Genomic DNA, 24,383 nt, shown 5'->3' with positions numbered 1-24,383 from the left:
CATGCCCGCTCCTACCCCTTCCACCAACGGCCGATTGGTGTGGCCGTCGGCTGCCGCGCGCGTGCTGGCGGACTACATATTGATTGCGGAACGGCGGTATGCCCGTGATCTGCGGGCGATAGTCGCCGATCGGGCGGCCAGATTCGGGGCGGGGGACGAGATCGTCGATGGGATTCGGTCGTGTGTGGGGGAGGTGTTCAACAACGCCTGTGTGCATGCGGCCGGGAGTCTGACGCGGACGGTGCTGGCGAAGGATGTGGCCGCCGGGCGGTGGGTCGTGGAGGTGTTGGACGACGGGCCGGGGATGCCGGTCTTTCCCGACGAGGCGCCGGCGATCGTGGCCGGGGCGGAGGCGGAGGGCGGGTACGGGCTGTGGGTGGTCAAGAGCCTCGCGGCGGAGGCGTTCCCGCGTACGTGTGGTGAGTGGTCCGGGGTGGTGTTCACGTTTGTGATCGAGGCGGCGCCCTGAGTGGCGCGGCGAATACTCGTTCGTTCCGGGGCGTGGCTCATTCGTAGGATCGGGGGATGACGACTTCGGGCGATGCCGCCGTTCTGGACGCCGTGCGGCGGGCCGATGTCGGGTGGCTATCGGCGTATTTCGACGGGTTTGCGTGCCCGGCGGCGGTGTTGCGACCGCTGCTGGGGCACGACGATGCGGTGATGCGGCACCTGGGTGTCGTGTTGCTGCGGGCGAGGGCCGTGCGGGAGCCGAGCGCCGAGTTGGCCGAGTTGTTGCCGGTGGCTCCGGACGGCTCGCCCGAGACGATGGTGGTGCTCGCCGAGGTGTACCGGCGGCTGCGGGTGGTGGTGCCGCAGTGGCGGGCCGTCGAGCTGCCGGCTCGGGTCCGGATCGCGTGGTTGCAGGCGGAGATCTGCCGGCAACCGGCGGTGGCCGTGCGCGACGAGCCGCTCGGGGAGGAGCTCTACCAGGCGGTCGCGGGGGTCGGCGCCGAGGACGTGGACGATGTCGACGGGTTCGTCCGGGCGCTGAGTGGTCGTCGCGATCCCGTGCTGCGTGCGGCGGGGTTGCGGGTGGTGCGGACGGCCTTGTACGGCGCCTTGATCGGCCCCGAACAGGCGCGTGCGTACCTGGTCGACCTGCTGGATCCGGTCGGCGGGCGGTTGCCGGAAGAGGTCCTGCGGCGACTGCTGCCGGCCTACCCGGGGACGTTGGACGCCGCCGCCCGGCGGGCCGAGGAGGCGGCGCTGCGTGCGGTGCCCGCGGACACCGGGGTGCCGGGGGAGGCGCGGCGGCGGGCGCTGGAGTCGATCGGGGAGTTCGCGGAGCGGGGCGAGGCGGGGGAGTTGCTGCGGATCGCGGGTACGGATCCGCTGCTGCTCGCCGGGCCGATGATCGCGTGCCTGGGCGGGATGCATCGACGCGGACACTTCGTGTCGCCCGACGACGCGCGGGCCGTGGTGGACCTGGCGCTCGCCGACCACGGTGTCCGCGCCCGCGAGGTCGCCGTCGTGCTGTTCACCGTGCGCCACGAGGCGCTGCGGGCACTGGCGGACGCGCCGGCCGACGACCCCGGATGGCCCCGGCGCGTCGACCTGCTGCGCGCGCTCGCCGAACAGGGCGCGCCCGACCTGCCGGTCGGCTCGGTCCTCACGGCGCGACTGGCCGCGGCGGTACGGCCGGAGCCGTTCCTGGCCGCGCTGCGCGAGCTGCGCCACACCGCCGCCGAGGAAGCCGTGCTCGCCACGCTGCCCCGGGCACCCGGGCCGGCGCTGCACACGCTGGAGGCGATCGGCGGACCGCGCACGGTCGCCGCGCTGCGCGAAGGGCTGGGCCTCGGCACGCCGGCCGGGCCGATCACGCCATACCTGCGAGGCGTGTCGCACCACGCGCTCGAAGTGCTCTGGCACCTCACCGACGCCCCCGAGCAACGCCGCGAGCTGCTCGCCCGGCTCGACCCGCGCGACCTCCCCAAGCGGATCGCGTCCGATCTGGGTGCGCCCGACCCACACGAACTCGCGCTGCTCACCTCGCACTTGGATCCGGACGACCCGGTCGAGGCACTTTGCCGGCTGGCCCGCAACGGCACGGCGAGGACGATCCCCGCGATCACCGACCTGCTGCTGCACGTGGTGAGCGACCTGGCGGCGTCCGTCGGTGACGACGTCGCGGAGCCCTTCGTGCCGGGCCCGGTCGTCGAGGCCATCCGCGCGCTCGGCGAACGCCTGTACGAGCGCGGCGCGTTGCGCCCGGTGTGCCTGCTCGACGCGACCGATACGGATACCGCGAAGGACGCACTCGTCGCCGCCGTCGCGCTCGACGTGCTGGACCGCCCCGGCGTCACCGACGCCGAACTGGCCGTCCTGCTCGAACTCCTGCTCCGCGTCCCGTATCGCCACACCAAGGCCCGCACCCACCGACTGCTGCGCCACCGTGACCCGCACGTCCGCAAGCACGTCATCGCGCTGCTCGCCCGGGACGCCGGCCGCGACGACGCCCGGGCCCTGTCCGCGAGCCTGATCCCGCTGACCGCCGCGCCGGACCCGCAGACGGTCCGCCGGGCCGTGCTCGCGCTGGGCAACGCCGGGGCGACCTGGGCGGGCGAGGCGATCGCGGCGTGCCTGGACCATCCGGTGATGAACATCAAGAAGACCGCGGCCGACGCGCTGGCCACCGCCGGCACGCACGCGCAGGTGCCCGCGCTGCTGGCCTGGCTCGGGCGGCACGACAACCCGGGCCTGCGCGCGTCGTTGATCGCGGCGGCGCGGGCGATCCTGGGCGACGCCTACGCCGCCTGCGTGCTCGCGGCGGCGGAGCGCGCGGACGGGGAGCGCGAGCGGGAACTGCTCGTCGCGGCGCTCGACCGGGCGGTGTCCGCGCGTGCGGTCGTGATGCTCGCGGGCCGTGGGTCGCCGACGGCGCGACCGTTGCTGGCCGCCGTCGCGGTGGGCACGGTGGGGTTGGCCACCGGGACGGTGCGGGACCTGGCGGCGGAGTTCGCCGCCCACGACATCGCGCTGCCGAAGCCGGAGCCCAGCGAGGATCCGGCCACCCGGGCCGACCTCGTCGCGCTTCGCCGGGAGGGCCGGGTGGGCGGCGACGCGCCGACTGTCCTGCGGCTGGCTCGGCAGGCGGACGCGCCCAACGCCTCGCACCTGGCCGCGCTGCGCGCCGCGTTGCCGCACGTGCTGGCCGTGGCCCGGGTGCGGCCCGAGGATCGGGCCGCCGTACTGCGCCTGGCCCTGCACGCGGCCCCCGAGCCCTGGTCGGCCGACGAGCACGCGGCGTTCGCGGACGCGGCCGACGTGCTGACGGCCGAACTGGGCGCCGTGGCCGGGATCGGCAAGGTCCTCGAAGCCGTCGCGGACCGCCTGCCGGAAGCGGTGGCCTACGCGGTCGTGCTCCGCGTCCGCGCGCTGCCCCCACAAGCCCTCGCCGACGCGCCCGCGTTGCCGCTCCTGCGCCGCTGCGGAGCCGTCCTCACTCGCGCCGACGTCGACCGCGCACTGGCCGCCGCACAGGCCGGACCCAACCCGTGGGAGGCCGAAGTAGCGGTGCTGCGCGAGGCGTTCGCTCCGCCGAGTCCGCCAGGTCCGCCGAGCCCGCCCGCCTCGCCCGCCCCGCCCGCTCCGCCGGGCGAGGACGCCCGCACCTGGCGGGCCGAGCTCGGCGACGCCGTACGCAAACCCGGCGCGATCGCGGCCTTCCGGCGCACAGCGGCCGTCGGCGTGGCTTCGGGGCCGAGCCTGGACTCGCGAGTGCGCCTGGACGCGTTGATCGACGCGTTTCCCGCCGCCGACCCGGACAACCGAGCTGCCCTGCTCGACTGGTTGACGGATCTTCAGCCGATCGACGCCCCTGCGTGGACCCGGGCCGAACGCGCGGCGGCGCTGCCGGTGCTCCCCGAACCGCGTACCCCGCACCCCGACGACCTCGACCAGCCCCGCTCGGCCGCCCTGCGCGCCCGCCTGATCGCGACCCTCGCCGCCGCCGACCCGGACCGCCGGACCGCCGCCGCCCGGGCACTGCTCGGATGGCCCGAACCCGAGGTCCGGCGCCTGGTGCTGGCCGCCCACCTGCGCGGCGAAGTCGCCCTGCCCCCACACGCCGACCTGGCCCACGTACTGGCCACCATGCCCGATCTCGCGGACCTCGCCGACCACGACGAGGCCGGCCGCGAGCGCGCCGCCCGCCTGAGTGCGTGGCTGCCGACGACCGACCTCGCCGCCCTGACCCCGCAGCTCCTCACCTGGTGGGAGCGCGGCGAACCGGCCACCAGAGAAGCCGCGTTCGCCGCACTGCGGCACCTCCCGGCCGACCTGCTCGCCGAGGCCCTGCGCGGTCGACTGGCAGCCCGAGCCTGGGGCTACCTCGACCTCCTGGCCGACCGCACCATCCGCCGCACCCCGGAACTGACCGCCACCGTCGCCCACTTGCGCGCCGACGGACACGAATCCCTCGCCGACCGGCTGCGCCTGATCGACGGCCCCCTGCGCGGCCCCGAGGCCGCCGCCCGCGACGACCACGCCCTCGCGACTTTGCGCGCCCGACCCGAACACGCCACGGCCGAACGCCCCTCTCGCGAGGACCTGCTCGACACCGCCCGCACGGGCAGCCCCGAGCAGGTCCGCCGCGCGCTGTCCCGACTCGTCGAGGACCGCGTCCACGGCCGCGACTGTGACCCCGAGGTCCGGGCCGTCGTCGTCGACCTGCTGCAACACCCGGTCCCCAGGGTGCGGTTGCACGCCCACCGAGCGAGCCGCCGACTCTTCGACCGCCGCGAATACCTGGCCGCCACCGAGATTCTGCTCGACGACCCGCGCCGCGACATCGTCCGTTCGGCCATCGGCACCCTGTCCCACGCCCGCTGGGAACCCGCGCTGCCGGCCGTCGTCGCGCTCCTCGCGCACCCCGACCAGCTGGTCCGCGAAGCCGCCGCCGAGGGCCTCGCCCGGATCGGACAGCCGGCGATCGCCCCCTTGCGCAACGCCGCCGCCCACGCCCGCCCGGACCGCCGGGCCCGCTACACCGCCGTGCTCGATCGCATCGTCGAGGCGGGCGCACCGTGAACGCGCCCCCGATCAGGGCCGGGTGAACTCCATGACCCAGTTCGACACCCAGCCGGCCTCCCCGTCCACCGAGAACGCCTGCTCCCAGCGCGCCGAATCGGCGGAGATGCCCGACCAGACGTAGCGCACGCGAACCTCCTTGCCCTCGTGCATGTCGTCCCCGAAGAACTCGCCCCGGCCGCCGGTGAATCGGCCGACGACCGGCGGGAAGAGCGCGCCCGTGCGACTGTCGGCCCAGTAGAGGGACCACTCCCGGCGCTCGGGGGCGTACAGCCGCAGGGTGAGCCCGGACCAGCCCTTCGTCGGGAACTCGACCTCGTCGATGTTCGCCGCCCCGTCGAAATGCCGGGAGGCGCGGGCGACGGCCGGGAACTCCTCCCACGCGCCGGCGGCGTCGAGGAAGTCCAGACGTCGGCGGTTGGCGACGTCCCAGGTGCCGATCAGGAAGTCGAAGTCGTTGCCGGTGGCACCGCCGTCGGCGGTCACGGACGGTCCTCCGTACTGCCGTCCGGCAGCGCATCGGCGAGGTAGCCGGCCAGATCGGGGCGGTCGGGGTCGATGGGCGCGAGCATGTGTCGCACCCACGCGTCGCGTTCGTGCAGGATCGGCGGCAACTCCCAGACGCAGCCGATCAGTGACCGGTCCACCCGGACGAAATGGGTCGGGTCCTCGTCCGGGCAGCCGAGGAACGGTTGTCCCGCCGCCGCCCCACCGAAGTGCAGGGCGTTGTCCCACACCCAGCTGTAGGCGTTCAGGTAGGCCCCGTTGTCGCCGCCCCGATGCAGGACGACGAACGTGGCCGGCGGTGTGCCGTCCGGCTCGGGCAGCAGCTCGGGCAGGAGCGCGTACGCCGCCTTCTCGACGGCGGGCTTGATCCCGGCGGGGTCCCCCGTGACGTGGTAGCGCTTGATCCGGCGGCCCGCGACCTCGATCGGCGGCAGTACTCGAAGTTGTTTCGCTGCGAAAACCATGGCCGGACCGTAGAGCCGCTCCACTGACACCTCCTGTCAGTGGAGCGCGGCCATCTCCCGCGCCCGGGCCCGGAGGCGGTGACCCGAGGCCACCGCCGGCCGATCCGGGTCGTCCCGCGGGCGTCCCGGACAGGGCTGCACGAGTCTTCCAGTCGCCCGCCAGCGCCGTCGCGACAAGGGTGGACGTGCGCGTGTTCATTTCTGCCCACATAGCGGCCCGGGTCGTTCGCCCGAGCCCGACGTCCGGCCGGTTGACGATCGGGCGTGCGCGCAATTCCTCGGCACAGTAACCGAGTCGATTCCTCGCCCGTACGACCGGTGGGGACGGCGGATCCGGCAAAGAGCCCGATCGGCGGGCCCTCGGCGGCGGTGCCTACCATCGTGGCCATGTCGTTCTGGGATCGTTCGTCGTCGTCTCGGGCCGCGGAGCCCACGCCCGTCATGGTGTCCGATTCCGGGCTGGACGACGCCGAGGTCAAGCGGGTCTGCCAAGAGGTGGTGGACACCGGGCAATTCGTGCCGGCCGTCGAGCTGCTGAACCGGGTGGGGCGGGATTGGGCGCGGCGGGCGGTCGCGGTGACCGCTTTGGGCGAGGTGGCCGCCAAGTCACCCGCCTGGCTGCTGTGGTGGCAGCGGTCGGAGCCCGAATCGCCGGATCAGCGCACGGTGATGGCCGCCGCCATGGTGCGCGTCGCCTGGAACGCGCGCGGCTCCGCCAAGGCCAGTCTCACCAGCCGCGGCCAGTTCCTGGATTTCCACCAACTGCTGCGCGACGCCGACCAGGCCTGCCTGATCGCGACCGAGTCCGCCCCCGACGATCCGACGCCGTGGGTCTCGTGGTTGCGGGTGTGCCGCGGACTCCCGGTCTCGCGCCAGGTGTTCGTGGCCCGCTGGCGGGCGCTGCGCGAGCGCGACCCCCTCCACCGCGCGGGGCACGATGCCGCCCTCCAATACCTGTGCGAGAAGTGGCGCGGTTCGCACACCGACATGTACGCGTTCGCACGCGAGGCCGCGGAGTACGCCCCGCCCGGCTCGCCGCTGACCCTGCTCGTGGTCGAGGCACACGCGGAGTACGGGCTCCGGATGCGGTGGAACGGAGCCGGGCACGACGGCGGCTTCTGGACCGAGCCCGCGCAACAGGCCGACCTCGACGCCGCGTTGGACCGTTACCCGGTCGACGCGCCGCGACGATACGCGAGCCACCTGTCCGACCACAGCGTGCTCACCTACGCGCTGGCCAAGGCCGGTCGCTGGGCCGAACTCGCGGACCGGTTCGAGGCGACCGACCACCACGCGTACTTCCTTCCGTGGACGTACGAGGAGGGCGGCTCGGCCTTCCTGGAGTACGCGCACAGCCAGGCGATGAAGTCGCGGTCCCGGCACGGGCGATAGCGCCGAAACGGAACGGGGTCACCGCGAACTCGCGGTGACCCCGTTTCCGTACCCGTGACGTAGAGCGGGTGGCTAGCTCTGGCCGGCCTCGACCTTGGCCGCCGCCTGCGCGTCGCGCGGATCCTGCACCTTCGTCCGGTACAGCCACAGCGCCACGCCGATCACCAACACGCCGCAGGCGATCCCGAGTTCCTTGTAGCCGCCGTAGCCCGTGATCGAGAAGCCCGTCGCGCCGACGACCAACACCACCGTCAGGAACGCCGCGAGCAACCACGCCAGCGGGACGAAGAAGCTCGGCAGCCGGATCGGCCGGGCCATGTCCGGGCGGTCCTTGCGCAACATCGCGAAGCCGGAGATGGCCAGGATGTGGGTCAGGATGTAGCCCAGGTTGCCGGTCACGATGATCGCCAGCGGGGTCTTGAGCGCGATCAGGATCACCACGTTGACCGCCAGCGCGATCATCAGCGCCCGGGCTGGCACGCCGCGCTTGTTGAGCACGCCGACCTGCTTGATCGTGGTGCCCTCCTTGCCCATGGCGTAGAGCACGCGGGAACCGTCGGCCAGGCCGGTGATCATGATCAGCAGCAGCGACGCGATCAGGAAGACCACCATCAGGTCGGCCGCGCCGCCGACGAGGTCGTTGAACGCGCCGACGTAGAACGTGGTCGGGTCGAGCGCGATCGCACCCTCGCCGACGTAGCCCGCCAGTGCCAGCGGCAGCAGGATGAACACGCCGAGCGAGAACAGCACGCCGGCGCGCAGCGCCCGGGAGGTGTCCTTGACGGTGTCCTTGTACTCCGGGGCGAAGGTCGCGCAGACCTCGACGCCGAACGACGTCCAGGCCATCACGTACAGCCACACCAGCGACTCGCGGATGCCCGCCGAGCCGTGCAGGTTCCAGTGCAGGTTGCTCGCGCTCCAGTCGCCGCTGGCGAACGGCATGATGATGAAGACCGCGAGCGGGACCAGGAGCATGCCGCCGGTGACGTAGACGACCCACATCGCGACGTGCAGGCCGAACATGGCCGCGCCGAACAGCAGCACGATCACCGCGAGGCCGACCACGATCGGGAAGCTCAGCTCCGCGATGCCCAGGTCGAGGGTCCAGTCCTGGCCCTTGAACCACTGGGCCTGGACCAGCGAGCCGATGATCCCCGCGTACACGGACAGCGCCGTCGTCCACGGGAACCAGTAGCCGATGCTGGCCAGCGGCCCGACGAACGGCGCGCGCTTCTTCCAGCCCTCGGTCGCGTAGTGCGCGATGCCACCGGACGACTCGGGGAACATCGCGGCGAGCTCGGTGTAGATCCAGTTGGCGATCGTGGCCAGGACCATCGAGGCGGCCCACAGTGCGATGGCGCCCCACGCGCCGAGGCCGCCGATCGAGGCGCCGAGCGAGGCGATCAGGGCGGCGGGCATGGTCAGGGACATGGCGAAGCCGTCGTACCAGCGCATCTTCTTCGCGAGCGCGGGCGGGTTCGCTGCGGAGTCGACACCGGCGGTGGCGGTGGCGGTGCCGGTCGAGCCGGGGACAGCCGGCTGAGGTGCTGCGGACATGCGTTTTCCCCTTCGCGGGGTGGGAGCGGCCGGTGGATGGTCCCGGGGGACGGCCGCTTGGAGGAGGGGGTCGCGGGCATCGGGGGCGTCGTTCTCGGCGCCGACGGTGGCCCTGCTGATGGCCCTGTTATAGATCCGATTTTTCGACCACGTCAAGGGTTCGTCTTTGTTCATTCAACAAATGAGACCTGTAGAAGTTGTTCATTGGGAGCTATTGACAGGTCAAAGTTGCTGATGAAGTCTGAGCACACGCCCACAGCGGACAGAGAGGGATACCCCCGCATGAGCAGCACCGGCACCGCCCGCCACCAGTTCTTCATCAACGGCGCCTTCGTCGACGGCACCGGTGCCGAGGGCTACGACGTCGTCAGCCCGGCCACCGGTGAGTACATCGCCACCATCCCGGTCCCCACCGCCGCGGACCTGGACGCCGCGGTCGCCGCCGCCAACACCGCGCAGCGCGCATGGGCCAAGGTGAACGTCTGGCAGCGCGCCGAGCTCTGTCACCGCATCGGCGACGAGATCACCAAGCGGGTCGACGAGCTCGCCCGGTTGCAGACCCTGGAGCAGGGCAAGCCGCTCGCCGAGTCGGTCGCCGACATCGAGGAGGCCGCCCAGCTGTTCCACCTGCACGCCGAGGACGCGGTGCGCCTGCACGGCGAGACGATGCCCTCCACCGACGGCACCAAGCGGATGTGGACGTTCTACGCGCCGGTCGGCACGTGGGGCATCATCACGCCCTGGAACTTTCCGCTGCTGATGCTCGCCGAGTTCGTCGCCCCGGGTCTGGCCACCGGCAACGCGCACGTGGTCAAGCCGCCGGCCAACACGCCGCTGACCGTGCTCAAGGCGATGGAGGCGTTCGTCGCCGCCGGCGTTCCCGAGGGTCTGATCAACATCCTTCCGGGCGAGGGCGCCACCGGTGACGCGCTCGTGCGCCACGACGGCATCGACGCGATCGGCTTCATCGGTTCGTCCGCGACCGGCGCCAAGATCCAGGCCACCGCCGGCCTCAAGCGCTCGATCATGGAGTGCTCCGGCAACGGCCCGCTCGTCGTGCTCGCCGACGCCGACCTCGACGCCGCCGCCAAGGCCGCCGTCTACGGCGCGTACCTGTGCGGTGGCCAGGTCTGCTGCGCCACCGAGCGGGTGATCGTGGTCGACGAGGTACACGACGCGTTCGTGGCCGCCGTGCTGCGCGCCGCCGAGGACGTGGTGCTCGGCGACCCGTTCGACGCCGCCACCAACCTGGGCTCGCTCAACAACGAGGGGGTCGCCGCGAAGATGGACCGGCACATCGCCGACGCGCACGAGCGCGGCGCGAAGGTGCTCTTGGGCGGCAAGCGCCGGGAGGGCATGCCGACCGACCTGTACTACGAGTTCACCGTCGTCGACCAGGTCCCCGTGGACAGCCTGCTCTCGCGCGAGGAGTCGTTCGGGCCGGTCGTGCCGATCATCACCGCCGCGGACGAGGACGACGCGCTTCGGATCGCCAACGACGACAAGCTCGGCCTCCAGGGCGCGGTCTTCACCAGCAGCATGCGGGCGGCGTACCGCTTCGTCGAGGAGATGGCCGTCGGCCAGGTCGTGGTCAACGACAGCACGTGCTTCTGGGACGTCAACATGCCGTTCGGCGGGGCCGGCAACCGGGGCACGGGTTGGGGGCGCATTGGTGGCAAGCACACCCTCCTCGACATGTCCGACCTGCGCACGGGCGTCATCAACCTCTGACGTTCCGGCCTGTCCTCAAACGCCGGACGGGCTTGATTTCGCCCTGGCGTCAGTCGTCCGGCGCGGCTTCACAAGCCTGTCCTCAAGCGCCGGACGGGCTGAAATAGCCCGTCCGGCGCTTGAGGACAAGTAGCCCGTCCGGCGCTTGAGGACGAATAGCCCGTCCGGCGTTTGAGGACAAGCGGGTCGCAGGCCGGCCCGGTCGACGACGTACACAGCTCCGTAAGGACCAAACGCATGACCGCGAGCCACCGCACCGCCTTGCGCAGCACCGCCCAGGCGCCGTTCTGGCTGGACCGCCCCGAGCAGCACCCCGAGCCGCTGCCGCGCCAGATCGGCGACACCCGGACCGACCTCGCCGTCGTCGGCGGCGGGTACACCGGACTGTGGACCGCGCTGCTCGCCAAACAGCGCGACCCCGCCCGCGACGTGCTGGTTCTGGAACAAGGCACCTGCGGCCACGCCGCAAGCGGACGCAACGGCGGCTTCTGCTCGCCGAGCCTCACCCACGGCCTGGCCAACGGCCTTCAGCGCTGGCCCGACGAGATCGACAAGCTGCAACGCCTCGGCGTACAAAACCTCGACGCCTTCGAGCGCGACCTGGACACGCACGGCGTCGACTGCGGCTTCAAGCGCACCGGCAAGGTCTCGGTCGCCGCGACCCCGTGGCAGACCCAGGCGCTGCGCGCGTCCGTCCCCACCGCCAATCGGCACGGCGAGAAGGCCGAGTTCCTCGAACACGGCGCGCTGCGCGCGTACATCGACTCGCCGCTGTGGTCGGCAGGCGTATGGCAGCCCGACTACGCGCTCCTGGACCCCGCGCAACTGGTGTGGGGGCTGCGCCGGGCGTGCCTGGCCGCGGGCGTGCGGATCGTCGAGCGCACCGAGGTCACCGCGATCGACACCAAGCCCACCGACCTGATCCGGCTGACCACCCCGTACGGCGTGGTCGGCGCGCGCCGGGTCGCGCTCGCCACCAACGTCTTTCCGCCGCTGCTGCGCCGGCTCGGCCTGAGCATGGTCCCGGTGTACGACTACGCGCTCACCACCGAGCCGCTGACCGACGAGCAGCTCGCCTCGATCGGCTGGACCGGCGAGCACGGCGTCACCGACGCGGGCAACCAGTTCCACTACGTGCGCAAGACCGCCGACAGCCGCATCCTGTGGGGCGGCTACGACGCCATCTACCACTACGGCAGCAAGGTCGACGAGGCGCTCACCCAGCGCCCGGAGACGTTCGACGTGCTCGCCGAACAGTTCGCCGCGACCTTCCCCTCGCTCGCCGACGTGGCCTTCTCGCACGCGTGGGGCGGCGTGATCGACTCGACCACCCGCTTCTGCATGTTCGCCGGCACCGCCGCGGCCGGCCGAGTCGGCTACGCGCTCGGCTTCACCGGACTCGGGGTCGGCGCCACCCGGTTCGGCGCCGAGGTCGTGCTCGACCTGCTCGCGGGGGAGCGGACCGAGCGCACCGAACTCGCGATGATCAAGCACAAGCCGGTCCCGTTCCCGCCCGAGCCCGCGCGTTGGATCGGCATCCAGGCCACCCGCTGGTCGATGGCCCGCGAGGACGCGCACGGCGGACGCAACGTGTGGCTGCGTACGCTCGACCGGCTCGGTCTGGGCTTCGACTCGTGAACCACGCGTCCGAGTCACTCGGAGAAGAGGGCAAGATGGGCGCCGGAGATCACCACGCGCCGGCACCGGCGCCGCAGCCCACTCGGAGCAACCGCATGACCCCTGCAGGCCCGCTGGACGACATCGACCGGCGCATCATCGCGATCCTGCAGGCCGACGGCAGGCGCGCGTACAAGCAGATCGCCGAGGACCTCGGCATCCCCGCGTCCTCGGTGCGCTACCGGGTGCAGCGGCTGGAGGAGAGCGGGACGCTCCAGATCGTGGGGATCGCCAATCCGCTCACGATCGGCTTCGACCGGCTCGCGATGATCGGCATGCGGGTGCGCCCCGGCAGCGCCCGCGAGGTGTGCCGCGAACTGCGCGAACTGCCCGAGACCTCCTATGTGGTGATGGTCGCCGGCCAGTACGACGTGATGGTCGAGGTGATCTGCCGCGACACCGACCACTTCACCGATCTGCTCAACCGCCGGCTGCTGTTGATCGACGGTGTGCAGTCCACCGACTCCTTCTTCGTCCTGGAAGTACACAAGCTCGCGTACGGGTGGGGCGTCGGCGGTGTCGAGTCCTCGCTGCTCGACGCGCCGGAAATACCGCCCGGGTCCGGCCTGGACCAGCGCGACAGCCGCTGAGCGGGCGCCCGTAGTCCCCGAAGTCCCGACTCGGCTCCTGTAGTCCCCGAAGTCCCGACTCGGCACCCGGTAGTTCCCGAAGTCCCCGACGCGGCCCGGCGCTTGGCGCCGCGACCGGGAGACGACCCGGAATCGACCAGGCGGCGACCGCTCCGGAGGCGGTCGAGGCGGTTGAATGGGTGTGGGCAACTTGCTTGTGGGAGCCGTTCGGCGGTGCGATTCTGTGCCGCATGCCACACGATCCTCTGCCCGACTACGCGTCGATCCTTCGGGAGGTGAGGGAAGTGCGGCGAGTCGGCGTCGTTCGACTGCGGGACGTGGAACTGCCCTCGCTGGAAGGGGAGGCCGCCGCACTCGAACCGGACTCCTCACCGTACGGCGAGGTGGAGCGGCTGCTGCGACTGGCGGTGTCCCGGATCGGCGGCGGCATGCTTCAGGAGGCCGCCGAGTACTGCCTGGGCCTCGCCCCCAACACCCGCGACTGGCAGGGCGCCGACCGGCGCAAGCGAGCCGCGCAGGTGTACCAGGTCAGCGTCGAGCGCTTTCGCAAGCACCACGAGGTGATGATCCTGGGCCAGGTCGCCGAACAGGTGCTGCGGCTCGCGGACCGCTCGGCCGGCGAGCGCGACGCGCCGCACGCGGCGTCGGGCGTCGGGCACCATACGTTCGAAGTCGCGGTGGGGCGCGAGCGGATCGTGTCGGTCAGTGTGCACGACCACCCGGTCGACCTGCTGCGCGACGTGGACGTGGTGGTGTCGCCGACCAATACCTATTTCGCGCTGCCGGAGGCGTACAAGTCTTCGGTCTCGGCATCGCTGCGACGAGCGGGGGCGTTGCGCGGGCCGACGGGGGAGCTCGTCGAGGATCTGATCCACGACGAGCTGAACAGGTGGACCGCCCGGCACGGTGCGCCGGGCCGGGCGGTCCTACCGGGCACCGTCGCCACGACCGGCGCCGGGGCCTTGGCGAAACAGGGCATCCGGCGGATCTATCACGCGGCGATCGCGGTGCCCCGAGCCGGGACCAACGACTACGACGTGCTGCCGGCGGACGTGACCCGGGCGTGTGCCCGTGCGCTCGACGCGCTGGCCGAGGAGCACGAGCGGTTCGACCCGCCACTGCGTTCGATCTGCTTCCCGCTGCTGGGGTCCGGGCGCGGCGGGCTGCGCCCCGAGGACAGCGCCGCCGCGGTGTGGGCCGCGATCGAGGCGGACCTCGCGCGGGGCGCCCACTGGGAGATCCACCTGGCGGTGCTGGGGTCGGCGGGCGCGAACGCGGTGGAGCGGCTGCTGGCCGGGAAGGGCGGCGGCGGATGAACGTCGGCCTCGTCCTGGCCGCGGCGGCTGCCGACTGGGCTCGACTGGGCCCGCTCATCGACCCGGTCGCGGAGCCTCGCCTGCACGAACCCCTGCGCCGGTTACGGGCCCTGGCCGCCGAGTCCGAGGAGTGGGCCGTCGCGGCCCACGAGGTCGCCCGCCTCGTCCTGGAGTTGCTGCCGCCCGACGAGGCCGAGGCGCTCGTCGACGCGGCCCGAGCGGGTCGCTTTGCCGGGTCGGGCCACCGCACCTGGGCCGGCTTCGCCGCCGCCGACCTGGCCGTCCTCGTCCTGGACCGGCACCCGATGGTCGGGCCCGTCCTGGGCCCGATCCGCGACCGCCTGCTCGGGTTTCCGGCGCTGAACGCGCCGTGGGTCGCCGAACACGCGGGCACCGCGCACCTGGTCCGGCTGCGTGCCGAGGGTGGTCGCGAACAGTTGCCCCGGTTCCAGTTCGAGGACGAGTTCTCGCCGTGGCCGGTGGTCCTGGAGGTCAACGCGATCCTCGACGCGGAGCGCGATCCGTGGGGCGTCGCCGACTGGTGGCTGTCCGCCAACGCCTACCTCGGCGAGCCACCGGCCGACCTGCTCGGCTGCGGGCGGGACGGGCAACTCGTGGGGACCGCGCGGTACGTGGTCGAGGGGGACTGACGCCGTGCCGAACAGTCGTCCGCCCGACGCGCTCCCGGGTACGCCCACCAAGGTCTCCATCCCGGCGGGCACCATGCTCTTCCGCGTGCACCGATCGGAGTGGCCCGCGGGCTCGTTCAACCCGCACCCCGCGCACTGCCTGTACGACGGCGGCCGGTTCGACGCGACGCGCTGCGACACCTATCCCTTCCTGTACGCCGGTCGCACCGCCGCCTCGGCGGTCTGCGAGTCGCTCCTGCGCGCCATCCCGTTCGACCCCGGCGGCGGCACCCGGTTGCTGCCGCGCGCCGCGATCCGACACCGGCGGTTGTCCTTCCTGCGCTCGACCGCCGACCTGGACGTGGTCTCGCTCGTCCGCGGCAGCGACCTCGCGTCCGTCGCCCAGGACGCGTGGCTCGTCCAGGCCGAGCCCTCCGAATACGCGTTCACCCGGCACTGGGGGCATTGGATTCGCGAACACACCGCGCCCTGGGCCCAGGGGATGGTGTGGCCGTCCAAGCGCGAACCCGCCGACCACGTCGTGATCCTCTTCGGCGACCGCTGCGACCCGGCCGCGCTCACCGAGATCGCCGAGCCGCCGGTCGACTTCGACACCCCCGACGGCGAGGCGTGGCTGAACACCATGCTGGAGCCCTATCACGCCCGGATCGCGCCGTAGGTGGTGTTTTCGCAGACCCCGCCGGGTCCCCGTCTCCCGCCGGGCCCCCACCCATCGGTCGGGTTCCCCGGCCTCGCTCCAGGAGTCGCTGTCGTGCCCGAGGATCAGGACCCGTCGCCCGACGTCGTCGAACCCACCGACGACGAACTACGCGCGAATCGCGCACGGATGCTGGAGCTGATCGCCCAGGCCCAGACAGACGATCCCGAACTCCCGTACGGATGGGGATGCGTCGGCGAGTGGAGCTTTCACCTCTACCTGCTGCTGGGTGACGAGGACGACCTGCGGCAGGCGGCCGACGCGCTGGACCGGGCGCTCGCCGGGGAGGACGCGGACGAGGTCTCCTTCGTCTGGCGACTGTTGCGCGGTCAGGTGCTGATCGAGCGCTACGACCTTGCCGACGCTCCGGACCCGGACCTGTTGGCGCGGGCCGAGCGCGAACTGCTCGACGCCCTGGCGGGGTTGACCCCCGACTCGCCGCACACCGCCGGCAACGCGCCGCTCGCCCGACTGCTCGTGGCCCGGGTGGCGGCGGGCCGCCTCCGGCTCGCCGAGTCGGTGGCCGCCGCCACACCGCTGCCCGAAACGGCCGTGTGCCGGCAGCTCGACGCGCTCGCCGACCACGCCCCCGGCAGCGACGAGGCCGCCGAACTGCACGACCGGCTCGGGGACCTGGTCTACGCCCGGTACGAGGTGACCGAGGACCCGGAGGACCTCGTCCTCGCGGCCGAGCACTACCGGGCCGCGCTCGTGGACGCGCCGCCGGGACTCGATGCCCCGCTGACTCGCTACGGGCTGGCCACCGCGTTGTTCGTGCACGGCAGGGCCACCGCGAACCGCCGACAACTGGAGCTGGCCCGGATCGAGTTCGACCGGGCGTTCGCGGACGGGGACGACGAGGGCGCCGAGGCACCGTGGTGGACCTGGGAGGCCCGGGTGCGCAGCGTGTTCATCCGGGCCGTCCTGTACTTCCACTGGAAGGACCGGGTCCAGGTCGGGCCCGCGCTCTACGACCTGGACCGGCTGCTCGCCCGGCCGGACTCCGAGGCGCGGCTGCGGCCGATGTTCGCCGACACGTTCGGGCGGCTGCTCTACGACCGCGCGGTGGAACGCGACGACGACGTGGACCGGGACCGGGCGCTCGCGCTGATGCGTTCGGCGCTGCGCGGGTGGCAGCCGGAGGACGGCGACCTCGTGCCGGTCGCGCTGCTGCTCGCCACCTGCCAGAAGACGCGATACCAGCGGGACCCGGATCCGGACCGACTCACCGACATCGTCGACGCGACCACCGTGCTCCTCGACCGGGACGTGGAGACCTGGGTCCGACAGACCGCGCGGCCGCTGCTCGCCTGGGCTCGCCGGGAGCAGGTCCGGCGCGAACTGGTCGAGGAAGACGGCACGTTGGCGGTGCTGGAGGCGCAGGCCCGAGAGGACCTGAGCGAGATCCTGGAGGGGGTGCGGCACGGCCGGATCTTCCTCGACCTCGACGAGAGCGACGATTTCCCTTTCGTCGGCGAGGTGGCCGGCACGGCCAACGCCCGGCGGACCTTCGACACCCTGCACGGGCAGTGGCGCGACACCGAGCCGGGCTGCTGCACGCGGCCGGCACTTCAATGGCCGCGCGGAGCGGCTGATCGCCGCCGGCCCCGGCTCGGGAGGTGCCGGCCGACCTGCCCGCCGAGCTGATCCGGCGGGCCGGCGCGCTCGACCCGGACGACCTGACCGCGTGGGCGGGTTTCACCCACCTGGGCCACTGACCCCCGACGGTCGGTCCGGGACTACGGTGCGCAGCGCGAACGTCCGGGTGGCCCAATGGCCGGGCGAGGAACGGGCCGCGCCCAGATCCTTGGTACCCGCCGGCCCGGTGAGTCGCAGCACGCCGGTCGCGGTCACCGGATCGGCGCCGCGCGCGCCGACCGGCGCGTACGGGTCCCACGGGTCCAGGTGGAACGGGACGGTGCTCAACTCGCCTTCGGCGACCACGAGTTTGAGCCAGTCGCAGACCGACGCCCCCGGCACCACCGGGCGCGACGCCGGCAGCGACAGCTGGATCGGCTCGCCGTCCAGCGCGAACCCGGTCCGGCCGGCGCCGACGAAGTGGCCGGGATACAGCGCGGTGTGCGCCGCGTAGCTGTCGGTCAGGTCGATCAGCACGCACCACAGCCGGACCTGTGAGCGGTTGACGATTCGGATCGACACCTGTGGCTCGAACCCGGGTTCCGGCTCGGCGTACGCGCGTACGAACTCGCCGCCCCCGTCCGGCAGTACACGTTCGCCGGACCACGCGTGGATCTCGACGTCCACGTGCGAGGTCAGTGCCGACGCCGGATTCTCCAGATCGCGCAGCGTGTGCCAACGGGCCAGGTGCGCCAGGCAGTCCGGGACCCGCTCGGGCGGCAACGGGGCAACCGCGAGCGAGCCGTCCCGGCGCAGGACCTGCGCCACGCCGTCCTCGACCGCTACCCGAAAGCCCAGGTCGGCGCCGAGAGCGCCGTGTTCCGCGAGCCGCAGCAGCGGCCGCGCCGCGATCGCGGCCGAGAGCGCCGGGTCGCCACCCTCGACCGTGACCGCGCACGGCGCGAGGGCAAGCGCGGACAGCGCGACCGGATGGGCCCGGTCCCGATCCGGCTCATCGTCGAGCGGTCGCACCAATGTTCGTGCGGGCTCGACCCGTTCGGCCCGGACCACGGCCTGGCCTGCGGCGGTTCCGGCATCCCCGACGACGGTGAACTCGGTGCCGCCGGCCCCGGCCGGCAGTCCGTGCGCGCGACCGCAGTCGACCTCCCAGCCGTGCCGCCGGCCGTACCGAAGCAGGTGCGGCCCGCGCGGGCGCGCGATGGCGCCGCCGAGCACGGGCCGGTCGGCCGCACCACCCGGCTCGGTCGGCTGCACCAACGGGTGCTGGTAGTCGGTCGCGGCCCGAACCCGGCCGTATGCCGCCGCCAGCACATCGCGATACGAGGCGCCGGGCGCCGCCGCGCGCAGCGCGTGCAGCAGCCCGTGTGTGAACAGCCCGTGCGCGTCGCCGGCGAACTCGTCCTCGTATGCCTGTTCGTGCACCTGGCTCGCCGCGAGCAGGACGTGCCGGGACGGGCCGGACGAGTCCGCCGCGACGGCGCAGGCCGCGCCGTCCCGAGTCCGCCAGCTCGGATCCGGCGGCACGAACCGGGCGGTGAGATCGGACGCCGCCTTTGTGGCGCCGCCGGCGAAACAGCAGTCGAGCACCGCGACCGTGTGCGCCCCCGTCGCGGAGACCGCGTCGAGCAGCGCGCCGAGCTCCTTGTCGAGCAGCGGACCATCGAAGCAGACCAGCGCCTGACATCTGCCGGTCGCCTCGATGAACTCGTGTGCCGGATCGGCGATTTCCAACTCGGTTCCGTGGCCGGAGTACCACAACAGTGCGACGTCGTCCGGCCCGGCCTGGCCCAGATGATCACGAATACCCGCCACAACCGATTCCGAAGTGGCCTTGTCGTTCGGCAACTCGACGATGGACAGTGGTGTTTCCAGTCGCTCGTCGAGCCAGACCCGAACCGCCCGGATGTCGTTGACACACCCGCGCAGGGCGGCGTGCAGCGGATCCGGATAGTCGTCGATTCCCACCAGAAGTGCGTAGACGGTCCCCATGCGCAGAGTCTGGCAGCTCGGATCCGCGCCGATCACGGCGATACCGGGCGAGGTCGGGGCGGCTTCGGGGCGGGTCCCGGGCGCGCGTCCCCCGATCGTGGCATTGCTCCATAAAGTTGGTGTGCCATCACTATCCTTCTAAACCCGACGGGTGATGGTTGGAAGCGGCGGTCGGGAAGCCGATGGCGGTAAGCGACGGTAGAAAATGCGAGTAGGAAGCGACGGCCGGGAATCGCACGTCGGTTCACGAAACGGTCGGAACGCGGCCGACAGCTCGGGGGGATCCATGGGATACAACGAACCGCCACGCCGGGTCGTGCGTCCGAACCGGACGCAGAGCACCACGGCGGGCCCGACCGCGGCCACGGGCGCCCGCGTCGGCGCGACGAACGCCCCGGCACCGCACGCGCTTTCGACCGAGCTGCTCAAGCCGCGCAGCGCCGAACTCCTCGACGCGGTACGCCGACTCGACGCGCGCCTCGACGACCGGGCCGGCGAGGAACTGGTCGACTGGATCCGGGAGACGTACGCGACCTCCTTCGGCGGCGTACCGCAGGGCTTCGTCGCCGTGTGCTTCCTCGGCGCACCGTACATCGACCACCAACTCGATCTGACGCACCGGATCGTGGCCCACTACACCCTCGCCGACCGGTTGCCGGACCCGTTCGGGCCGGCCCGCATGCTCGTTCGCTCCGGTGCCTACGCGTACGTCGAGGTCTACGCCGGCGGCATGTTGGTCCCGGTCCTCGAGGACGGCTCGGTCGTCCGCCCCTGACGCGCGCCCGGCGGGTCCGGCGCGCCCGATCGTCACACGCACACTTTTCATGCCCATGGAGGACCCATGACCGAGGTGGACTACCACCTGCGGAGCCAAGTCGATCACATGAACACCCTCGTGGTCCGGCTCGGCGAGCAGGTCGGCGTGGTCGCGGGCGAGGTGGCCGCGGTCGGCCACGCCCAGCAGCAGACCCGCACCGAACTCCAGCAGCTGCGCGCCGACTTCCTCGCCTTCGTCGAGCAGGCCACGCTGACCGCCAACGTCCAGCGGGCCGAGACGAAGATCGGCGTCATCCAGGACACGGTCGACCACGAGTACGGCCACTACAAGACCGTGCGCCGGACCGCCGTCGGCATGCTCCAGGCCTTCGACACCGGCCTGGTCTCCGAGGAAACCGTGCGCAGCGTGGGCGAACAGCTCATGATCCAGACGCCGCGCTACTGGCTCGCCCCGGCACTGATCGGGCTCGCCGCGTGGTCCGCGGACGACCCCACCCTGTGCGCCCGCGCCGTCGAGGAGGCGTTTCGCCGCGCCCCGGACCGCACTTCGCTGTTCTTCGCCCTCGTGTTACGCCGCCAGGGCCGGCAGCCGGTCGCGGTCCGCTGGCTGCGGCACTACCTCGGTGCCCAGGACCCCGCCGCGCTCGGCCGCGAGTTCGCGGTCATCCTCGAATCCATCTCCCAGGGCGCGTTCGGCCCCGCCGGGCGCGAACTGCTGCGCGAGACCCTCGACGGCTGGCGCGACAAACTGCTCGCCGACGCCGCCGGCGAGGAAGCCCAGATCACCCGCTGGCGGGCCGAGATCGACAGCTTGCGCGGCCCCTCCACTCAGGCCGAGTTCCCGCGCCTGGCCGGAGTCTGCCCGGAATGGCCGCAGCTGGACGCCGTGCTCGCGGCGGCGCGCGCGCAACAGGCGGTGCTCGACAAGTACACCGCGATGATGGCGCGCGAGGACGTGCCCTCGGACCGGATCGAGGACGCGGTCGACGACATTCTCGACCGGCTGGTCTCCGAGTACGACAACGAGGAACTGCCGCTGCGCCGCGAACTCGCCTTGCAGCAGGCGGTCGTCGACCACGACGGCGACCTGGCCGCGGCCCGGAACGCGGCCGATGTGGACGCCGCGTCGCTCGACGAGACGCTGGACTACCTCACGGTGCAGACCACCGCCGCGCTCAACCCCGCGGCGATCGGCGCCTCCGCGGCGACCCAGCGACTGTCGGTCGCGGCCTGCCACGGCTGGTTCACCCAGGCACACGAGGGCTTCGCGCGCGACTACCGGTCGGCGCTGCCCCAGCAGGTCGGGGCGTATTTCGCGACGTCGCACGGCGTCGGCGCGCAGACCTTCGCGCTGCCGCCGTGGTCCGGGTCGTTCAGCGAACCGCTGGAGCATTTGGAGCATTCGCTCGGCGAGCACTGGGACCGGCAGTCGAAGCCGTTCGTGGACTCGCTCGGCTTCGACTGGAGGCGCGCGGCCCTGGTGCCCGTCGCGATCGTGGTCGGTGTGCTCGTCCTGATCGGCGGCTTCAACATCGCGTTCGCGCTGGTGGCCGCGCTGGTGGTGGGCGGGGTGGCGGCCACGGTCCTGTACAGCCGGTACCACAGCGCGGTGGCCCGGCAGGACGTCGCCCGCCGGACCCTCGAGGCCGCCAAGCAGGAGTCGATCCAGCATCTGCGGGGCGCCCGGGCCGAGTTGACCGACTGGCAGACCCGGTTCGAGGCGGCCGACAGGGTGGCCGGGGAACTCCGGCAGATGATCGCGGGGCTGGCGACCGCGGGCCACGCGGCCACACCGTACGAGGGACGCACCGTGTCGACCGAGGGGACCGGATCATGACGACGCCACCACCACCCGCCGAACCGCCGCGCCGAAGGGTGGCCGAGCCGCTGTGGGCGGCCACTCCCGGGCCCACGCGGGAGCGCACGACCTCGCGGTTGCGTCGGGTCGTCGAGGGCCTGCCCGACTGGGAACCGCTGCCGCCGGGCGAGCTGATCGTGCGCCGTCCGAGCGCGGACCGGTGAGCCCGGGACTGTGGGCCGACGGCGGTCCGTACCACGCCTGGGCGGCGTTCCTGGAACCGTGGGCCTGCGGCGCCAACGTGGACCCGACCGGCCTTCCGATGCTCGCCCCGGCGGACTTCCCGGTCGATACATGGGAGCGGTTGCAGGCGCGGATCGTCGACGCGCTCTCGAACCGACTCCAGAGCTGGGCGAACGCGATGACCGCGGCGCTCGGCATCGCCGCGGACGACTTCTCCTACGGGCGCGTCCTCGGCCAGTCCCGCGCGGGCCTGGCCACGATCCGCTCACTCGCCGCACACCCGAGCCTGCCCGAGGACCTGCGCAGCCGACTGATCACCATGGTCGACGACCAGATCCAGGACCTCCAGACCCAGCTCGAACAAAGCCTGGACCACCTCAAATCCACCGGCACCGACCCCCGCCACATCGAATCCCGCCGCCGCTCCCTCCGCGACAACCCCCTGACAGCCCAGCCCCCACCCACAGAAGCCTGGACCCACAACCCGACAACCCCCACCCGCCGCATAATCCGCCCCCAAACCTGAACACCCCCACCCCGACCAATCCAGCCCGTCCGGCGTTTGAGGACAAGTCCTTCAAGCCCGGCCGGCGTTTGAGGCCACCAGCCCGGTCGGCGCTTGAGGCCACCCCCGCCCGGACAAGGAGAAGCGCATGTCGAACTACGCCGAATGCCGGGCCGACCTGGACAACTACCTCACGGCCAGAGTCCCGGTGATCGGCCTCCGCACCATCGAGCAACCGCGAGCATTGCGCATGGTCAGGGAGATCGCGACCCAAGCCCGCCGCAGCAACCTGCCGTTCTGGATCTACACTCGCGCCACGGGACTGCGCGACCTCCGGTCCAACGTCACCGTGCAGGACGACCGCTCGCTCACCGGCGCGATGGAGTTCGCCGCGGCCCAGTTCACCGGCCGCGCGCAGGCCACACTGGTCCTGGTCGACCCCGACGACCTGGACACGGACACCCCGTTCACGCGGCACGTCGCCGAACTGGCCCGGCTGGCCGACGCCAACGCGGGCAGCATCGTGCTGATCACCGACAAGCCGATCTGGAGCGGCCTGCAACGCCTGGGCATGAGCCTCAAGCTCGATCTGCCGGACGCCGCCGAGATGTACGCCACCATCGACTCCTTCCTGTCCGACCACCACGGCGTGGTCCCGATCGCCTGGACCCAGGACGACGCGCGCAAGGCCGCCGAGTTCCTTCAGGGCGTGACCGAGGGCGAAGCGGTCAACCTGATGGCCACGCTGGTCGCCAAGGGATCGGTCGAACAGGACGACGTGCTCGCGCTCGCGCGCTCCAAGGACCGGATCTTCAGCGATCTCGCGGGCCTGGAACGGGTGCAGCTCAAGAACGACGACTACACGATCGGCGGCCTGAGCAACCTGCGCGACTGGCTGGGCCGCAAGCACGAACTCATGCACGCCGACCTGCGCGGCACCGGACTTCGGCCGCCGCGCGGGGTGTTACTGGTCGGCGTGCCCGGGTGCGGCAAGTCGCTGTCCGCGAAGGCGATCGCCTCGCAGTGGCAACTCCCGCTCTACCGCCTGGACATGGCCAGCATTCACGGGATGTACCTGGGCGAGTCGGAGGGGCGGATGCGGGATGCCCTGGAGACGGCAGACCGGGTCGCGCCGTGCGTGCTGTGGATCGACGAGATCGAGAAGGGCCTGTCCGGCGGGCACGACACGAACGGGGTCCAGCAGCGGATCATCGGCCAATTCCTGTTCTGGCTCCAGGAGTCGGACTCGCGCGCGTTCGTGGTGGCCACCGCGAACGATGTCCGCGGTCTGCCGCCCGAGCTGCTCCGCAAGGGCCGCTTCGACGAGCTGTTCTTCGTGGACCTGCCCGATCCGGCGGACCGCAAGGAGATCATCGAGCTCTACTACGAGCGGTACGTGAAGCAGAGGCCGGACCCGGACGAGGTCGAACGCCTGGTCGACCTGTCCGACGGATTCGCCGGCTCCGACATCGAGGCGTCGCTGCATGAGGTGGGCGCGGAGATCCTGTTGCGCGGCGGTGCCACTGTGCTGACGCCGTCCTTCGTCCGGGATACGTTCGCCAACACGTCGCCGTTCAGCCGGACCAACCCCGAGAAGATCGAGGAGATCCGGGCGTGGGGTCGCGAGCGTGCGGTTCCGGCGGGGCGGTCGGCGCAGACGGCTGCGACGCCGGGGGCGACGGGGACGCGGCGGGTCGTGTTCATGGGGGACTGAACGCGCATGGGGTCGGCCGGGCTGCTTGGCCTCAAACGCCGGCCGGGCTGTTTGGCCTCAAACGCCGGCCGGGCTTGAAGGGTGGCCTCAAGCGCCGGCCGGGCTACTTGGCCTCAAACGCCGGCCGGGCTTGAAGGGTGGCCTCAAGC

The 24,383-nt window shown here is 72.1% G+C and carries 19 protein-coding genes; 15 read left to right on the top strand and 4 right to left on the bottom strand.

Translation table 11 applies throughout. The annotated features are described in order from the left end of the window. Position 1: 1 nt before the first annotated feature. The gene (locus tag OG928_RS04835; RefSeq protein ID WP_406279730.1) at positions 2-469 is read left to right on the top strand and encodes an ATP-binding protein; all 468 of its coding nucleotides are present in this window, start codon (positions 2-4) and stop codon (positions 467-469) included. 56 nt (positions 470-525) lie between these two features. Further along, a complete protein-coding gene (locus OG928_RS04830; protein ID WP_406279727.1) occupies positions 526-5,028 on the top strand; it encodes a HEAT repeat domain-containing protein in 4,503 nt (1,500 codons plus the stop codon). A 12-nt stretch (positions 5,029-5,040) separates the two neighbouring features. Here the strand turns inward: OG928_RS04830 and OG928_RS04825 are convergent, their stop codons facing one another. Together OG928_RS04825 and OG928_RS04820 are read right to left on the bottom strand one after the other, a co-directional pair. Next, a complete protein-coding gene (locus OG928_RS04825) occupies positions 5,041-5,514 on the bottom strand; it encodes a hypothetical protein (protein WP_406279724.1) in 474 nt (157 codons plus the stop codon). Then, positions 5,511-5,999 (bottom strand): hypothetical protein, encoded by a 489-nt coding sequence (locus tag OG928_RS04820; protein ID WP_406279721.1) that lies wholly within the window; start codon positions 5,997-5,999, stop codon positions 5,511-5,513. Before OG928_RS04820 ends, OG928_RS04825 begins: the two co-directional genes overlap by 4 nt. Before the next feature lie 387 nt (positions 6,000-6,386). Here OG928_RS04820 and OG928_RS04815 point away from each other — a divergent pair, with 387 nt between their 5' ends. After that, positions 6,387-7,391, top strand: coding sequence for a hypothetical protein (locus OG928_RS04815; RefSeq protein ID WP_406279718.1), 1,005 nt, complete (start codon positions 6,387-6,389; stop codon positions 7,389-7,391). A 72-nt stretch (positions 7,392-7,463) separates the two neighbouring features. Here the strand turns inward: OG928_RS04815 and OG928_RS04810 are convergent, their stop codons facing one another. Beyond that, a complete protein-coding gene (locus OG928_RS04810) occupies positions 7,464-8,948 on the bottom strand; it encodes an APC family permease (protein WP_406279716.1) in 1,485 nt (494 codons plus the stop codon). A 282-nt stretch (positions 8,949-9,230) separates the two neighbouring features. On the opposite strand from OG928_RS04810, the gene OG928_RS04805 reads away from it, so the two are divergent. The 7 genes from OG928_RS04805 to OG928_RS04775 all read left to right on the top strand — a co-directional run bounded on the left by OG928_RS04805 (position 9,231) and on the right by OG928_RS04775 (position 17,256). Then, the gene (locus OG928_RS04805; RefSeq protein WP_406279713.1) at positions 9,231-10,679 is read left to right on the top strand and encodes an aldehyde dehydrogenase family protein; all 1,449 of its coding nucleotides are present in this window, start codon (positions 9,231-9,233) and stop codon (positions 10,677-10,679) included. A 237-nt stretch (positions 10,680-10,916) separates the two neighbouring features. Then, positions 10,917-12,317: an NAD(P)/FAD-dependent oxidoreductase gene (locus tag OG928_RS04800; RefSeq protein WP_406279710.1), complete on the top strand. Its 1,401-nt coding sequence runs from the start codon at positions 10,917-10,919 to the stop codon at positions 12,315-12,317. 95 nt (positions 12,318-12,412) lie between these two features. Then, positions 12,413-12,946 carry an Lrp/AsnC family transcriptional regulator gene (locus OG928_RS04795; protein ID WP_406279707.1) on the top strand — a complete coding sequence of 178 codons (534 nt, stop codon included), beginning with the start codon at positions 12,413-12,415 and terminating at the stop codon, positions 12,944-12,946. Positions 12,947-13,176: 230 nt separating this feature from the next. Further along, on the top strand, positions 13,177-14,262 hold the full coding sequence (locus OG928_RS04790) for a hypothetical protein (RefSeq protein ID WP_406279704.1): 1,086 nt from the start codon (positions 13,177-13,179) through the stop codon (positions 14,260-14,262). Continuing rightward, positions 14,259-14,912 carry a hypothetical protein gene (locus OG928_RS04785; RefSeq protein ID WP_406279701.1) on the top strand — a complete coding sequence of 218 codons (654 nt, stop codon included), beginning with the start codon at positions 14,259-14,261 and terminating at the stop codon, positions 14,910-14,912. Before OG928_RS04790 ends, OG928_RS04785 begins: the two co-directional genes overlap by 4 nt. A gap of 4 nt (positions 14,913-14,916) precedes the next feature. Further along, positions 14,917-15,570, top strand: a complete 654-nt coding sequence (locus tag OG928_RS04780; RefSeq protein WP_406279698.1) for an RES family NAD+ phosphorylase — start codon at positions 14,917-14,919, stop codon at positions 15,568-15,570. Between the two features lie 93 nt (positions 15,571-15,663). After that, a complete protein-coding gene (locus OG928_RS04775; protein ID WP_406279695.1) occupies positions 15,664-17,256 on the top strand; it encodes a hypothetical protein in 1,593 nt (530 codons plus the stop codon). A 51-nt stretch (positions 17,257-17,307) separates the two neighbouring features. Here OG928_RS04775 and OG928_RS04770 read toward each other — a convergent pair whose 3' ends face one another. Beyond that, a complete protein-coding gene (locus OG928_RS04770) occupies positions 17,308-19,197 on the bottom strand; it encodes a caspase domain-containing protein (RefSeq protein WP_406279692.1) in 1,890 nt (629 codons plus the stop codon). Positions 19,198-19,483: 286 nt separating this feature from the next. On the opposite strand from OG928_RS04770, the gene OG928_RS04765 reads away from it, so the two are divergent. The 5 genes from OG928_RS04765 (at position 19,484) to OG928_RS04745 (ending at position 24,234) form a co-directional block, all read left to right on the top strand. After that, positions 19,484-19,972 (top strand): hypothetical protein, encoded by a 489-nt coding sequence (locus OG928_RS04765; protein WP_406279689.1) that lies wholly within the window; start codon positions 19,484-19,486, stop codon positions 19,970-19,972. Positions 19,973-20,038: 66 nt separating this feature from the next. Continuing rightward, entirely contained in the window at positions 20,039-21,811 is a 1,773-nt protein-coding gene (locus OG928_RS04760; protein WP_406279687.1) for a hypothetical protein, read from the top strand. Then, positions 21,808-21,996, top strand: coding sequence for a hypothetical protein (locus OG928_RS04755; RefSeq protein ID WP_406279684.1), 189 nt, complete (start codon positions 21,808-21,810; stop codon positions 21,994-21,996). Before OG928_RS04760 ends, OG928_RS04755 begins: the two co-directional genes overlap by 4 nt. Next, positions 21,993-22,541, top strand: a complete 549-nt coding sequence (locus OG928_RS04750; RefSeq protein WP_406279681.1) for a hypothetical protein — start codon at positions 21,993-21,995, stop codon at positions 22,539-22,541. The genes OG928_RS04755 and OG928_RS04750 overlap by 4 nt, the downstream gene beginning before the upstream one ends. 127 nt (positions 22,542-22,668) lie before the next feature. Continuing rightward, a complete protein-coding gene (locus tag OG928_RS04745) occupies positions 22,669-24,234 on the top strand; it encodes an ATP-binding protein (protein ID WP_406279679.1) in 1,566 nt (521 codons plus the stop codon). Positions 24,235-24,383 lie beyond the last annotated feature (149 nt).

Origin of the sequence: Embleya sp. NBC_00896, from assembly GCF_045207785.1 — a bacterium.
Lineage (GTDB): Bacteria > Actinomycetota > Actinomycetes > Streptomycetales > Streptomycetaceae > Embleya.
Note: the sequence above shows the minus strand (reverse complement) of the source record. Positions and strands in the feature narration are given on the sequence as shown.

Coding starts and splice junctions, on each gene's coding strand:
- OG928_RS04790 (WP_406279704.1), top strand. CDS start 13,177: ATGCCACACGATCCTCTGCCCGACTACGCGTCGATCCTTCGGGAGGTG.
- OG928_RS04760 (WP_406279687.1), top strand. CDS start 20,039: ATGACCGAGGTGGACTACCACCTGCGGAGCCAAGTCGATCACATGAAC.
- OG928_RS04805 (WP_406279713.1), top strand. CDS start 9,231: ATGAGCAGCACCGGCACCGCCCGCCACCAGTTCTTCATCAACGGCGCC.
- OG928_RS04785 (WP_406279701.1), top strand. CDS start 14,259: ATGAACGTCGGCCTCGTCCTGGCCGCGGCGGCTGCCGACTGGGCTCGA.
- OG928_RS04835 (WP_406279730.1), top strand. CDS start 2: ATGCCCGCTCCTACCCCTTCCACCAACGGCCGATTGGTGTGGCCGTCG.
- OG928_RS04830 (WP_406279727.1), top strand. CDS start 526: ATGACGACTTCGGGCGATGCCGCCGTTCTGGACGCCGTGCGGCGGGCC.
- OG928_RS04765 (WP_406279689.1), top strand. CDS start 19,484: ATGGGATACAACGAACCGCCACGCCGGGTCGTGCGTCCGAACCGGACG.
- OG928_RS04800 (WP_406279710.1), top strand. CDS start 10,917: ATGACCGCGAGCCACCGCACCGCCTTGCGCAGCACCGCCCAGGCGCCG.
- OG928_RS04820 (WP_406279721.1), bottom strand. CDS start 5,999: ATGGTTTTCGCAGCGAAACAACTTCGAGTACTGCCGCCGATCGAGGTC.
- OG928_RS04770 (WP_406279692.1), bottom strand. CDS start 19,197: ATGGGGACCGTCTACGCACTTCTGGTGGGAATCGACGACTATCCGGAT.
- OG928_RS04755 (WP_406279684.1), top strand. CDS start 21,808: ATGACGACGCCACCACCACCCGCCGAACCGCCGCGCCGAAGGGTGGCC.
- OG928_RS04815 (WP_406279718.1), top strand. CDS start 6,387: ATGTCGTTCTGGGATCGTTCGTCGTCGTCTCGGGCCGCGGAGCCCACG.
- OG928_RS04745 (WP_406279679.1), top strand. CDS start 22,669: ATGTCGAACTACGCCGAATGCCGGGCCGACCTGGACAACTACCTCACG.
- OG928_RS04810 (WP_406279716.1), bottom strand. CDS start 8,948: ATGTCCGCAGCACCTCAGCCGGCTGTCCCCGGCTCGACCGGCACCGCC.
- OG928_RS04795 (WP_406279707.1), top strand. CDS start 12,413: ATGACCCCTGCAGGCCCGCTGGACGACATCGACCGGCGCATCATCGCG.